The organism is Bacillus sp. FSL W7-1346 (assembly GCF_038593335.1).
Taxonomy (GTDB): Bacteria; Bacillota; Bacilli; order Bacillales; family Bacillaceae; genus Bacillus; species Bacillus altitudinis.
In genome coordinates, this window is sequence record NZ_CP151988.1 from 1,202,974 (window position 1) to 1,216,488 (window position 13,515).

Here is a 13,515-nt window from a genome sequence, read left to right on the forward strand (position 1 = left end):
ACCCTCACTTTTTAGTTTGTTCTTGATTTGAAAAAGTCTATTAGCCATTCAGATAGCTGTTTTTGCGCTTTGGTCACAAATCGATCGGCATAATACGTTAATTCAAGATGCCGAACAGGAGCAGGGGCAGAAATAGGGATAGAGACAATATTAGGCCATGCTGAATGTTGCTTTAACAGCCCTCTTGGCTGGATGGTGGCGCCGATCCCGGCTTCAACCAACTGCAATAGTGAAGTGGCAGACCCAACATCCATGACCGTGTCCAATTCAAAACCGTGTTCTTTACATACGTCATCGACCAAATCTCTTCCTAGGTAGCCTTTTGGATACATGACCAGTGCATGCTTTGTCAGCTCTTTTAGCGTCACTTCACGCCTTTTTGCCAGTTCACTGTCTGAGTGAACAAACAATTCGTAGGGCTCATCGCCAAGTGGAATTTGAATCAGTCGTTTATCCGCAGGCCCGCGCAGCCCAATTCCGATATCGACTTTATGTGAGAGCACCTCGTCACGAACAAAGATGGTCGAAAAAGCCTTTAGGTTGATCTCTGGATACAGCGTTTTAAATTCTACAAAAAGCGGAACAAGCTGAAAGTCAAGATCAGAGGGAAGGACGGCAAGCCGAACGGTACCCCGCTGTTCAGATAAGAGTTCTTTCATAGCATTTTTGGCATCTCGCTCAGCCTGAAGCATTTTCATGCCATATTGATAAAGAAGCGAACCAGCTTCAGTTGCAACTACTTTTTTACCGATTCGGTCAAAGAGCGGCATCCCAACTTCAGCCTCAAGCAGCTGAATCTGTTGGCTTAATGTAGGCTGTGATATACCTAGTTGCTCTGCAGCCTTTGTGAAATGTAAATGATCGAATACAGCCATAAAATAGGTAATGTGACGAGTATCCATATGCCATCCTTTCATTAATGATAGTATTTTCCTATCATCATAATACGAATTATTGTATTGATCAATGAATGAAGCGGATTTATACTCATAGTAACCTCAACAAGATAAGAGAGGAAGAAGAGTATTGATAAAAAAAATATTTTATTTAGCTGCTTTATTTTTAGCTGCCTTAAACTTGCGCCCAATCATTACATCCGTGGCTTCTATGATGAGCATGATTCAATCAGACCTTGGCGTTAGTGCACTCACGGCAAGTCTTTTAACCACTTTGCCGGTCTTGTGCATGGGAGTGTTTGCCCCTGTAGCAACGAAACTAAGCCGCCGGTTTGGATTAGAGAGAACTCTTTTTTTCTCGATTTTTCTTATCACAATTGCGACTGGACTGCGTGGTACAAGTCAAACGGTTACCATCCTTCTCATGACTGCTTTTGCAGGAGGAGTTGGAATTAGTTTTGCCGGACCATTGTTGTCTAGTTTTATTAAAAAGTATTTTCCGAAAAGTCCTGGGATTGTCAGTGTGTACTCTATATCGATGACAGTTGGCGCTGCACTTGCTTCGGGCTTGACCATTCCGATTTACCTTCGCAGTGAGCATAACCTTCCACTTGCGTTAGCCTGCTGGGCGGTTTTAGGCGTTATTGCACTGATTTTATGGCTCGGTCTAGCTCGTAAAAACCAACAAGCAGATCATGCAGACGTGCCGCTGAGATTACCGCTACGAAACAAAAAAGCTATTCAATTTACTTTGTTCTTTGGCTTTATGTCAAGCATGTTCTATTCGTTAACAGCGTGGATTTCACCCATTGCGCTTAATTTTGGGAATAGTCCGCAGTATGCCGCCATGCTGCTTACGATATTTACGCTCATTCAGATTCCGGTGGCACTACTTGTTCCAGCAATCGTCAATCGTCTAGGAAAGCCGAAATTATTTCTGATCTTATGCAGTTTGTCAGAGCTGATTGGCCTCCTATTCCTTCTACTGCCAATGCCGATCCTGCCAGCTGTTATTTTTCTAGGGATTGGAGCAGGTGGATTATTTCCTTTGGCGCTTATGCTGCCTATTATTGAAACGCGTACGCCAGAAGAAGCCGGTACATGGTCCGCGATGTCGCAGATGGGCGGGTACATCATGGGAGGATTTGGTCCATTTTTAATCGGTTTGATTTTCGATATCAGCGGACATTTTCAAGCTGCTATTGTCGCAATGCTCGCCATCGTGATGCTGATGATTGGCGTTCAGTTATCGATGAAGTTAGGAAAAAAACGTGAAGAGGTATCCAATTAAAGATCAATATACCGCTGCTTTTATATCATGACTCAATTGAAATCGCCATAGCCTATTCCTAAGTAGGCTATGGCGATTATTTTGCTCAATCTTTAAAAGATGCACCTGAATGAATTATCGTGAAAGGTATTTTTCAACTTTACGAGTGGCCATTTCTGCAGCTTCCATGATCATTTCACCTAATGTTGGGTGAGGATGAATCGTCATGGCTAAATCTTCTACTGTAGCACCAATTTCAATAGAGAGAGAAAGTTCTGATATAAGAGTAGATGCCTCTGCACCTACGATTTGTGCTCCTAAAATAAGGCCAGATTCAGCATGGGCCACAATCTTCACAAATCCTTCTGGTTCTTTTAATGCCAGTGCTCGACCATTAATAGAGAACATTGTTTTTCCAATAACAGTCGGAATGGATTGTTGTTTGCAATCCGTTTCGCTCAGTCCAACACTCGTCAATTCTGGGCTGGAAAACACAACAAGTGGGATCGTTTTATAATCGATCATCGAAGGTTTCCCGGCGATTGCCTCTGCTGCCACCTTCGCTTCATAGGAAGCTTTATGAGCCAGAGCAGGACCCTCGGTGATATCACCAATCGCATATATGTGCGGAATGGATGTTCTGCATTGTTCATCAATTTTAACCAGTCCGTTAGGGTTAATGGACAAACCGATAGAATGGAGACCTAATGTTCCATCTGTATTCGGTTTTCTTCCGACAGTAATCAGTGCATAATCTGTTTTCAACGTGTAGCTTTCTTTCTGTTTCTCATAATGAAGATCAATTCCGCTCATATGCTGCTCGGCATCTATGACGTTTGCTCCTGTAATCACGGTGATGCCATCTTCTTTCAATTGTCGAACAACAGGCGAGACAAGTCCACTTTCAAAGCCAGGCAATACTTGATTGCCGCCTTCCAGAATGGTGACTTTTGATCCAAACCTTGCAAACATCTGTCCGAGTTCAACACCAATATATCCACCCCCAACTACGACAAGGCTTTTAGGGATCTCGAGAAGGGAGAGTGCTTCAGTGGACGATAATATACGACCTCCGAAAGGGAGTGATTTAATTTCAATTGGACGTGAGCCTGTTGCTAATATAAGGTGTTTGAAGTTGATTCGCTTTTCACCTTTTTCGGCATGTTGAATCACCGCTGTATGCTGATCGAACAAGCTTGCCTCGCCTTCCAAAATGGTAACTCCTGCTGACTTTAACAAAAATTGGACGCCTCCAGCTTGTTTTTCCACAACAGCTTTTTTGAACGCTTGAGCTTCATTGAAAGAGCCGCCATCTTGAAAACCACCCCATTGTGTGCGGAGTTTGAACCGCTCTGCTTCTGCTATTAGCGCTTTAGAAGGGATACAGCCTACATGGGTGCATACGCCACCTAACTGATCACGTTCTACTATCGCTGTCTTCATGCCGAGATGAGCTGAACGTAACGCCGCCACGTAGCCTCCCGGACCTGATCCAATCACTAATGTATCTACTGTTTCTAAATGAATCATTTCTTGCACCTCCAATTTCAAAATATGATGATCATAATATATTATAATCATCATATTTTGGCGAAGTCAATGCCATCTGAGTGAGTAAAGGTGGATTTTAGTCAATTGACACAAGATAATATGATAATTATAATATTTTAATAAATACACTTAGATGAGTTAAAAGGAAGGAGAAAAGAGGATGCCTTATCCGAAAGGTCATAAGTCAAAAGTGAGAGAGCAGATCATCGCAAGTGCTGCACGAGCATTTCGAACAAATGGCGTCCGTAGTATCAGTTTGCCATACATTATGAAAGGGGCAGGTCTAACTCATGGAGGGTTTTACGCTCACTTTAAGAACAAGGATCAGTTGGTGATAGAGACTTTTTATTTTGCTATTACTGATACGATCAAGCTGCTGCAAAGTGTTGCAGATAAGAAAGCAGATCAGCCTCGAATTCAGACGATTATTGAATTTTATTTAAGTTCCGTTCACCGTGATCAGACGGAAGTCGGCTGTATACTGCCTGCGCTGGCAGGGGAGATTTCTCAATTATCGCAAGAGGTACGAGAAGCTTATACCGATGAATTGAAACGGTTTATGGCGTTTATAGCCGATACGGGAAACATAAGCCTCTCTACAAGTTACGCACTAGTAAGCAGCATGATTGGTACAATTGCTCTTGCGCGTGCTGTCAATGACTCGCAGTTCAGTGATCAATTGTTATTGGCAGGCAGAACACAGGCAAAACACATTTTAGAGTCCAATGAACAAACATAGGGGATGTTGCGATGTTGATTAGAGAAGCAAGCATAGAAGATTATCCACAATTAAGACAAATCTATTTAGAATCCCGATGTCAGAGCTTTCACTGGCTCAATACAGAAGAAATCAATCTGCAAGATTTTGATCAAGATACGCAGGAAGAGCAAATTTTCATAGCTCAGGAGAGCAATAAAATCTTTGGATTCATCTCATTATATGTACCAGATCGTTTTATTCATCTCTTGTTTGTACATCCAGAAGCTGCTGGTCAAGGGGCTGGCGATCTGTTGCTGAAACATGCGATCAAAGTGCTCGGAACACCAGTCACCCTCAAATGTGTATCCGAAAATCACAAAGCTTTGTCTTTTTATCAAAAAAGAGGATGGAAGGCTGTTGTAGAGGAAGGGGAACCTGGGGCGAAATACTGGGTGCTTATTTATGAATAGAAGTCATGTTATCTATCATTCACACGGCCCTTTATAGGGCTTTTTTGCGGTTTATTTTCGGTGTCGAATGATTCATAAAATGATAATATATGTCATTGTAGGGAAAATAGAGGAAGGGGTAAGAGCTGATGGAGAAAGTGCTTTCTTCTCACGTCGGTTTGAAAATCAATGAATGGTATTATCATATTCAACGATTTAATGTACCGGACGCCGAAGCATATAAAGAAGAAATCAAATCAATGATTGATCATATGGAAGAGAATCAAGATTTATTATTGTATTTCTCACTCATGGAGTTCAGACATAAATTAATGCTAGATTACTTGAATCCTTTAGAAAATGGGAAAGAACGAGCGAACTTCAGGGAACTTGCAGTGAAGATAAAAAAAGATCAAGAGAAATTAACAGGATTGCTTGAGTATTACTTTAATTTTTTCTATGGGATGTATGAATTTGAAAACTACGAATACCTCAATGCGATTACCTTCTATAAGCGAGCAGAAAAAAAGCTGTCTCTTGTCAGCGACGATATTGAACGTGCCGAGTTCAATTACAAGATGGCGGAAATCTATTACCACATGAAACAAACCCACATGTCCATGCGCCATATCGCACAGGCGATAGAATGTTACCGAGAAAAAGATACATACACAGTCAGAGAAATCCAGTGTTCTTTTGTCATTGGATTAAACTATATTGATATGGGCTGCCCCGAAAAAGCCATTCCACATTTTGAACGTGCGCTTGAACAAGCTGCAGATCACTCAACAAAAAGACTAAAAGGGTCAGCGCTCTATAATTTAGGGTTGAGTTATTTCCATCATGGTGACCTAGCACAAGCAATTGTTCACTTTAATGACTCGATTCGAGCATTTAAAGAGCAGGGGTACGAGCATTTAAATCGAATTTTAGACCCTCTCGTTATGTTATCAAAATCCTATTTTAAAAAGAACGCACAGGATCTAGGTACGTATGCATTACATAACGGTATAGAACTATCTGAAAAGCTGAAAGATCATGTGTTGTTACATATCTTTACGTTTTTAAAATCACTATACGTTGACAACAATTTTGAACAACTAGAAAAAATTTCAGAATGGTTAGAGATGAAGTCCATGTATCCTGACCTTGAAGACTTAGCAAAAGATGCTGCAAAATATTATAATGAGATGGGAGATAAAGACAATGCGATGCATTTCTATGAAAAAATTCTTTATTTCCAAACTCAAGTAAAGCGGGGGGACTGTCAGTATGAAATTTAAAACGTTATCAGTAGTATGCGCAGTGATCAGTGTCATCAGTATTGTTAGCTATTTTACATCTGAAGTGACAGCAAGTCATGATGAAGCTAGGAGAGGTCATACGGCAAGTATCGGTTATACTGCTTAAATAAAAAGCCCCTTAAGGGCTTTTTATTTTAAGACGGTATATATGCTATGAATAAAGAATATTTTTCCCATAGAAAAGATATTGAGGAGGAAGTAAAATGACAATGTTAAAATCAACATTATTTCGAAGGGTTTTCAGTATATTTTTTGTTTTAACCTTTATGATTAGCCTCTTCAATATGGCTGTATTTCCAGGGACGCCAGTGTCTTATTATGTTGGTCTGATTTGTCAGATGTTGTTAATCAGTTTGTTAAATGGTATGTTTTTCGGAACAATCTTCTATTTGATTGTCACCTTTCTTATCGCTAAAGATTTTAATCAAAATCAATAGTTAGCAAAGCATTCATGAATCTAACATTCTGATTAGCAGGCAGTATAAGCCGATACTAGAACAACAAAGATTCAAAAGTTCTCAAGTCTCATTTTTCATTCGCAAAACCCCACTATAAACTCATTCAAAATTTGAATTGCCAATGTAAATTTCTTTTTCGCCTTTATATCGATTCAATGTTGAATGTTGTTAATAATATGAGAATAGCTAGAAAAGTGTACCACATGAAAAATGATTACTAGGGGGAATCACAACAATTTCATGTGAGGCCTCTAAGTATGTGAAGCAAAAAAATCTGCCCTAATAAAGGGGGCAGATTTTTTTGCATCTTTACATTATTCGTAAACATAACAAGTGCCGCTTATAACAGTGACACATTCATAAGTATTAGAGTAAGACTTACCATTCGAATCTCTAAAGAAAACGGTGACGGTTGCTACTCCACTGCTATTGTAGCCATTCCATTGATATTGATAGCCATCATACTTGTCCCTAATAGGGATTAAATTCGAAGCGGCATCAGCAGGAATTGCAGAGAACATTAAAGCACCAGTGAAGAGAGTAGCTCCCACTATTTTTTTCATTTTTCCCTTAAACATTAAAACATCTCCCTTTTCCTTATTTTTCTATTAAACCAATGTTTAACAGATGGTTATAAGAATAGCACGTCTAGTAGGAGAATAATGTCAAAAAATGTCTAAATAAATAAAAATTCAAAAAATATACATATTTAGGAATTATTTGTTTTTGGCATGATTGAATGTTTTTTCCTAAAAATGAATAAAGATAGACTACGCATAAAAGCGAAAATGGATAAAGGGATGATTAAATTGATTAGGAGGAGAAATACATGCAAAAACTTTGCCGGGAAGTCTGGATTGAAGTCAATCTTGATGCGATTAAAAGAAATATTGAAGCCATTCAAGCGCATATTCCAAGAAAAAGTAAGATCATGGCTGTCGTGAAGGCGAATGCTTATGGACACGGTTCAGTGGAGGTAGCGCGGCAGGCACTAGAAAGCGGTGCGACGGAGCTCGCAGTTGCTAGCTTAGAGGAAGGCATTGTGCTGCGAAGAGCAAAAATTGAAGCGCCGATTTTGGTTCTTGGATTTACACCGCTCGACTGTGTGAAAAGGGCCGCAGCCTGGAGAATTGATCTATCTGGCCTTCGTGAAGATTGGATTGCTCAAGCAAATGAGATCTTAGCGGAAGAAGAAAGCCAGCGCCGGCTTGGGATTCATGTCAATGTTGACACAGGGATGGGGCGATTAGGTGTACGGACAAAGGAAGAGCTGTTAGCGGTGGTGAAGGCGCTTGAAAAGAGTGAAAACCTGAGGTGGGATGGAATATTTACGCATTTCTCCACTGCGGATGAGCCTGACCCTGATTTCACGTTGCTGCAGCACAGCATCTTCATTGATTTTCTTCGGTTTTTGAAAGAAGAAGGGATCAAACTGCCGACCGTACATATGAACAATACAGCTGCTTCGATTGCGTTTCCTGAATTTAGCGCCGATATGATCCGGCTTGGTATCGGACTTTATGGATTGTATCCCTCGCAATACATTGAAAGCTTAGACGCTGTTCAGCTAGAGCCCGCTCTTAGTTTAAAAGCAAGAATTGCGTTCGTGAAGAAAATGGTGACAAAGCCAAGAACCGTCAGCTATGGGGCAACCTATGTAGCAAAGCCTGACGAAGTCATTGCGACCATACCGATTGGCTATGCAGATGGGTACTCACGTGCTTTATCCAATCGAGGGTTTATGCTTTTCCGCGGAGAAAGAATGCCGATTGCTGGCCGAGTCACAATGGATATGACGATGATCAGTTTAGGGGAAATGAAAGCAAAGCAAGGCGAGGAAGTCGTCATTTATGGCCGTCAAAAGGGCGGAGAAATTTCTGTTGATGAAATTGCTGAAATGCTCAATACGATTAACTATGAAGTCATTGCAACATTAAGCCGCCGTGTTCCAAGGTTTTATCGTCGAGGCGGGAAGGTTATTAAAATATCGACACCTGTGATGTATGTGTAAAGGTAAGGAGAGCATGAAATTGCAAAAATCCCCCTTTATATGGAAAGGGGGATTTTGAGTTTCATGTCTCATTACGACTTAAGCTCGATACTCTTTATCTAAAATTAGAATTGGTTTAATCGTAGATCCGTTTTTAGAATCTTCAAAAGCTTGTTCAATCTCTTCTAATTCGTAGAATTTTGCTAGTTTCTCAACTGGGAATTGTCCATTTTTAAAGAACTTGACTAGTTTAGGAATGAATAGTTGAGGAACGGCATCTCCTTCTATCACACCTTTTAACGTGAGCGCATTGAGCATGAGATCATTGGTCACATTAAACGTTAAATCGCGTTTTCCTACTGCTACTGTTGCACAAGTTCCTTTGACACGCAGGCAGTGAAGGGCAGCTAGTGTGACTTCTGGTACTCCAGTTGTTTCAAATGAGTAATGTGCCCCTTTTCCTTCTGTGATTTCCTTGATTTTTTCAGTTGGATTCTCATGTTTACTGTTGATGACATGTGTTGCACCTAATTCTTTTGCTAACTCAAGGCGGCTATCATGGATATCAACGGCAATAATCGGATCACAGCCTGCAATTTTTGCTGCCATTAACCCACTTAAACCAACAGCGCCTGTACCGAACACAACAAAGCTTGTACCTGGAGCTGGAGCAAGTGAATTTAAGACAGTACCGCTCCCAGTCATTAAGCCGCAGCCAAATGGTCCTAAATAACGTAAATCAGTTTCTTTGTCTACTTTCACCACATTTTTCTCATCAACCGTTGCATATGTACCAAATGACGATTGACCAAAAAATTGTGATACATCTTGATGATCATGTGTATGGATAGGCGTTTCATTATGTTTATTACGACCAGAAAAATTCAGTGGAATCATGTTTTCACATCCACCAGCGTTCCCGTCAAGACAATTATGGCAATGACCGCAATAAGCGAAACCTAGTACAACGTGGTCTCCTTCTTGAACGGTTGTGACATTAGAACCTGCTTTCACGACAATACCAGAGCCTTCATGTCCTAATAAAGCAGGACGTGGGACAGGAAGCGTGCCATCTAATACAGTGGCATCCGTATGACAAACGCCAGATGCAACAATTTTAACAAGCACTTCATCTGCTTTTGGATCATCTAGTAATAGTGTTTGTTTCTCGAAATCTTTTTCATTTGTTGTGACCATCGCTTGAATTTCCATATCATGTGCCCTCACTTTTTATATAGTATGATATTCTAAAGAAGTTAGATCAAATGTCACAAAAAATTCATTTCTTTATGACTAAGTTGATTGTAGGACGAAAGATTTTCCGTTTCAATCAGCAAAAAATCTTTTTTGTATAGGTTTTCAACACAAATGAAATTATGTATCTCTAATCAACATTTTTTAAAAAGTGTCTAAAGGAGGGGCCCATGATCAAAAAAGAGGATCGCCGTGTTGAGCGAACAAAAGAAACACTTCGTCAAACATTCAAAATACTAGTAAAAGAAAAAGGATATTCGCACGTAAAAGTGAAGGATATTGTGGAAAAGGCAAACTATAATCGGACGACGTTTTATGTGCATTATGAAAGTAAAGATGAATTAGCAGCAGATGTTATTCACCGGGAAATGGTCGATTTCGAATATGAATTTTGTAAGCCGACTCGTGAAAATCCACTGTTGGATTTAACTCGCATGAAACCAGAGGGCACTGATGTATTTCAATATATCGTTGAAAATCGCGACTATTATGATTTATTAGTGATGGAAGACCGAATTCCCCACATACAAGAACAATTGCTTAAGAAAATACAATATATTTTCCAAAATAGAATGTCGTTTGTGAGTGATCAGTATGCAGAAATCAACGACAGTTATTTTGTCCAGTATCGCTCATACGGCATTTTCGGTTTTATAATTGAATGGATCAGAAATGACTACAATGCATCTCCCTCAGAAATGGCACGCCGCATTATCAATTTATTATATATTCAATCCTCACTCATGATTCAGCTGAAAGATGAAGAAGCGATTATGAAAAGGTAATGTCAGATAAATTTGATATATGTAGAAAGATATTAATAGAAATAAGTGCATCCTGAATTTATGATGGGGCACAATGATAAAAATTAAATTTTATTCCAAATATGTCGATAAAAGGAGGGATATTTAAGATATGGGGGAAATAAATGATGAAAAAAGGATTATTTTTAGTGCTTTTGACCATTTTTATGATGGTCACAATTCATCCGTTAAATGCTCATGCAGCTGAGACAAATGGTTGGACGAAGCGAGCGGACTTACCGGAAGAGAGACTTCATTCTAGTTCTGTAGTAGTAGATGGGAAAATTTTTGTTTTTGGGGGAAGCAGTCAAAAATCACATAGTAATAAAAATACCTACATGTATGATCCTTACAAAAATGAGTGGAGCTCAAAAGCTGATATGCCAAGAGAAAGAACAGATAGTGCGGCAGTGGCGATAGGGAAAAAAATATATGTCATTGGAGGAGCATATCAAGATAGCACAAAAACAATTGATATTTATGATGTAGAATCCGATACATGGTTCGAAACACCAATTAATATACCAAACCTAGCTGTGACAAAAGGTGATATAAGCGCGAGTGTTGTAAATGATAAGATTTATATTCTTGCAACGAATAAAAGTCCTTATCAAGAACATAATTTTTATAGTTATGATACAAAAACGGATACATGGCAACAATTGAAAATGTTTCCTCAGCAATTTACTGGTATGTCTATGTCAGAAGTTATTAACAACAAAATTTATGTCACAGGTGGAGAAAGAACAGTTAGTAATGCCAAGAATGCCCAAGTGTATGAATATAACATTGAAACAAACCAATGGGTACAAACGAAATCAAAGTTGAAGTTTTATCAACTAGGGGCAGCGTTTACAACATATCAGGGAAAATTGTTTATGGTAGGCGGTCAGTATGACGATGACAGATCCAGCCCAATATCACCATATTCACAATATTATGATGTCGATTCTAATTCTGTGAAAAAAAGTATAAGTGAATTGCCTGAAGCTAGAGTGGGATCAAGTGCTGTAACTCTTGGCGGTACGATATATATCATAGGTGGGAGGAACTTTAAAGAATATTATCATTCCAAATCGGTTAAAAACGACTTCAAATCAGTAATTTCTATCTCAATAAATGGCTTACAAATTGTTGAAGATGAAACAAAGCCAGATGATGGGTCAACCGAAGAGCCAAAAGATCAGGACGGGACAAAGCCAGGTGATGGTACAACCGAAGAGCCAAAAGATCAGGACGGGACAAAGCCAGGTGACGGCACAACAGAAGAGCCGAAAGATCAAGACGGAACAAAGCCAGGTGACGGCACAACAGAAGAGCCGAAAGACCAAGATGGAACAAAACCAGGTGACGGCACAACAGAAGAGCCGAAAGACCAAGATGGAACAAAACCAGGAGAAGAAACTGCGAAAGGTATACTTTCCATTACCATGATCAATGGGTTACAAAAGGATTATCTGCTCTCAATGAAAGAAATCAACGATTTTCTTAATTGGTATAAAGAAAGAAGCTTTGGAATCGGAATGAACTTTTATGAGATCAATGATGAACACAATAAAGGACCTTTCACAAGTAAGAAAGATTACGTGGTGTACCAAAATATCTTAATGTTTGATATCAAGCAATATTAATAAAATGAAAGCTGCTAAAAATAGGTTAGCAGCTTTTTATATTTTACATTATTGTTAAAAATAGGATTAATATCATAAAAAAACAAGATATTTTTTAAAAATCTGCTAAACATCCCATAACCACGTCCGATAATAAAATTGTCAGGGTTGATAAGCCCTAGAATAAAGGACTTTTTTCAGACAAGGACGTCTGTCAGGTCCCACATACATGGAGGTAATAGGAAATGAGAATTAACCACAATATCGCAGCACTTAACACATTAAACCGTTTGTCTTCAAACAACGCTGCTAGCCAAAAGAACATGGAGAAACTTTCTTCTGGTCTTAAAATCAACCGTGCAGGAGATGACGCAGCAGGTCTTGCAATCTCTGAAAAAATGCGTGGACAAATCCGCGGATTAGAAATGGCTTCTAAAAACGCACAAGATGGTATCTCACTTATCCAAACAGCTGAAGGTGCATTGACTGAAACTCACTCAATCCTTCAACGTGTTCGTGAACTAACTGTTCAAGCGGGTAACACTGGTACGCAAGATGCAACTACAGATCTTAAAGCGATCCAAGATGAGATCGACAACCTTTTAGATGAAGTAGATGGTATCTCTAATCGTACAGCATTCAACGGTAAAAAATTACTTGATGGTACTGCAACAGATGGATTTACTTTCCAAATCGGTGCTAACAAAACTCAACAATTAACTGTTAATATTGGAAACATGGGTACTGCGGCTACAGGTCTTGATATGTTGAAAGCAGACTATGTTGTGACAACAGCTACAGCTGCTAACACAGATGCTTTATTAGACAAAGTAGATGCTGCAATCAATAAAGTATCTTCTGAGCGTGGTAAACTTGGTGCAGTTCAAAACCGTCTAGAGCACACAATCAACAACCTTGGTGCTTCTGGTGAAAACTTAACAGCTGCTGAGTCTCGTATCCGTGACGTTGACATGGCGAAAGAAATGAGTGAGTTCACTAAGAACAACATTCTTTCTCAAGCTTCTCAAGCAATGCTTGCACAAGCGAACCAACAGCCACAAAACGTACTTCAATTACTACGTTAATGAAAGGCCCCTTGATGGGGCTTTTTTTTATGCTGTTTTTTCCTTCGCATTTTCTCCAGTCTTATGATTCTTAAATCCCTCTGATAAATCATGAAAAATGACCTCTAAATTTGGCATACTCTAGCGAAACGATCATAATGAATAA

12 protein-coding genes are annotated in these 13,515 nt (G+C 39.4%); 8 read left to right on the top strand and 4 right to left on the bottom strand.

Features of this window, described 5'->3' with window-relative positions; genetic code table 11:
* Positions 1 to 11 precede the first annotated feature (11 nt).
* On the bottom strand, positions 12 to 917 hold the full coding sequence (locus NST09_RS06090) for a LysR family transcriptional regulator (RefSeq protein ID WP_017367054.1): 906 nt from the start codon (positions 915 to 917) through the stop codon (positions 12 to 14).
* Positions 918 to 1,026: 109 nt separating this feature from the next.
* Here NST09_RS06090 and NST09_RS06095 point away from each other — a divergent pair, with 109 nt between their 5' ends.
* Entirely contained in the window at positions 1,027 to 2,187 is a 1,161-nt protein-coding gene (locus tag NST09_RS06095; protein WP_342493441.1) for an MFS transporter, read from the top strand.
* A gap of 114 nt (positions 2,188 to 2,301) precedes the next feature.
* On the opposite strand, the gene lpdA is transcribed toward NST09_RS06095, so the two are convergent.
* Entirely contained in the window at positions 2,302 to 3,696 is a 1,395-nt protein-coding gene (lpdA, locus tag NST09_RS06100) for a dihydrolipoyl dehydrogenase (protein WP_342493442.1), read from the bottom strand.
* A 181-nt stretch (positions 3,697 to 3,877) separates the two neighbouring features.
* On the opposite strand from lpdA, the gene NST09_RS06105 reads away from it, so the two are divergent.
* The 3 genes from NST09_RS06105 to NST09_RS06115 all read left to right on the top strand — a co-directional run bounded on the left by NST09_RS06105 (position 3,878) and on the right by NST09_RS06115 (position 6,149).
* Positions 3,878 to 4,456 carry a TetR/AcrR family transcriptional regulator gene (locus NST09_RS06105; protein ID WP_342493443.1) on the top strand — a complete coding sequence of 193 codons (579 nt, stop codon included), beginning with the start codon at positions 3,878 to 3,880 and terminating at the stop codon, positions 4,454 to 4,456.
* Between the two features lie 11 nt (positions 4,457 to 4,467).
* Positions 4,468 to 4,887: a GNAT family N-acetyltransferase gene (locus tag NST09_RS06110; protein WP_342493444.1), complete on the top strand. Its 420-nt coding sequence runs from the start codon at positions 4,468 to 4,470 to the stop codon at positions 4,885 to 4,887.
* Between the two features lie 128 nt (positions 4,888 to 5,015).
* Positions 5,016 to 6,149, top strand: a complete 1,134-nt coding sequence (locus NST09_RS06115) for a Rap family tetratricopeptide repeat protein (protein WP_342493445.1) — start codon at positions 5,016 to 5,018, stop codon at positions 6,147 to 6,149.
* A gap of 793 nt (positions 6,150 to 6,942) precedes the next feature.
* Here NST09_RS06115 and NST09_RS06120 read toward each other — a convergent pair.
* Positions 6,943 to 7,206, bottom strand: coding sequence for a hypothetical protein (locus NST09_RS06120; RefSeq protein ID WP_024720168.1), 264 nt, complete (start codon positions 7,204 to 7,206; stop codon positions 6,943 to 6,945).
* Positions 7,207 to 7,457: 251 nt separating this feature from the next.
* On the opposite strand from NST09_RS06120, the gene alr reads away from it, so the two are divergent.
* Positions 7,458 to 8,639 carry an alanine racemase gene (alr, locus tag NST09_RS06125; protein ID WP_342493446.1) on the top strand — a complete coding sequence of 394 codons (1,182 nt, stop codon included), beginning with the start codon at positions 7,458 to 7,460 and terminating at the stop codon, positions 8,637 to 8,639.
* Positions 8,640 to 8,717: 78 nt separating this feature from the next.
* Here alr and NST09_RS06130 read toward each other — a convergent pair whose 3' ends face one another.
* The gene (locus NST09_RS06130) at positions 8,718 to 9,830 is read right to left on the bottom strand and encodes an NAD(P)-dependent alcohol dehydrogenase (RefSeq protein ID WP_065460212.1); all 1,113 of its coding nucleotides are present in this window, start codon (positions 9,828 to 9,830) and stop codon (positions 8,718 to 8,720) included.
* A 212-nt stretch (positions 9,831 to 10,042) separates the two neighbouring features.
* Between NST09_RS06130 and NST09_RS06135 the strand changes: the two genes are divergently transcribed.
* From NST09_RS06135 to hag, 3 genes are all read left to right on the top strand, one after another.
* The gene (locus tag NST09_RS06135) at positions 10,043 to 10,657 is read left to right on the top strand and encodes a TetR/AcrR family transcriptional regulator (protein WP_058213846.1); all 615 of its coding nucleotides are present in this window, start codon (positions 10,043 to 10,045) and stop codon (positions 10,655 to 10,657) included.
* 146 nt (positions 10,658 to 10,803) lie between these two features.
* Positions 10,804 to 12,306, top strand: coding sequence for a kelch repeat-containing protein (locus NST09_RS06140; RefSeq protein WP_268440329.1), 1,503 nt, complete (start codon positions 10,804 to 10,806; stop codon positions 12,304 to 12,306).
* 224 nt (positions 12,307 to 12,530) lie between these two features.
* The gene (gene hag / locus NST09_RS06145; protein ID WP_191096755.1) at positions 12,531 to 13,370 is read left to right on the top strand and encodes a flagellin Hag; all 840 of its coding nucleotides are present in this window, start codon (positions 12,531 to 12,533) and stop codon (positions 13,368 to 13,370) included.
* Positions 13,371 to 13,515 lie beyond the last annotated feature (145 nt).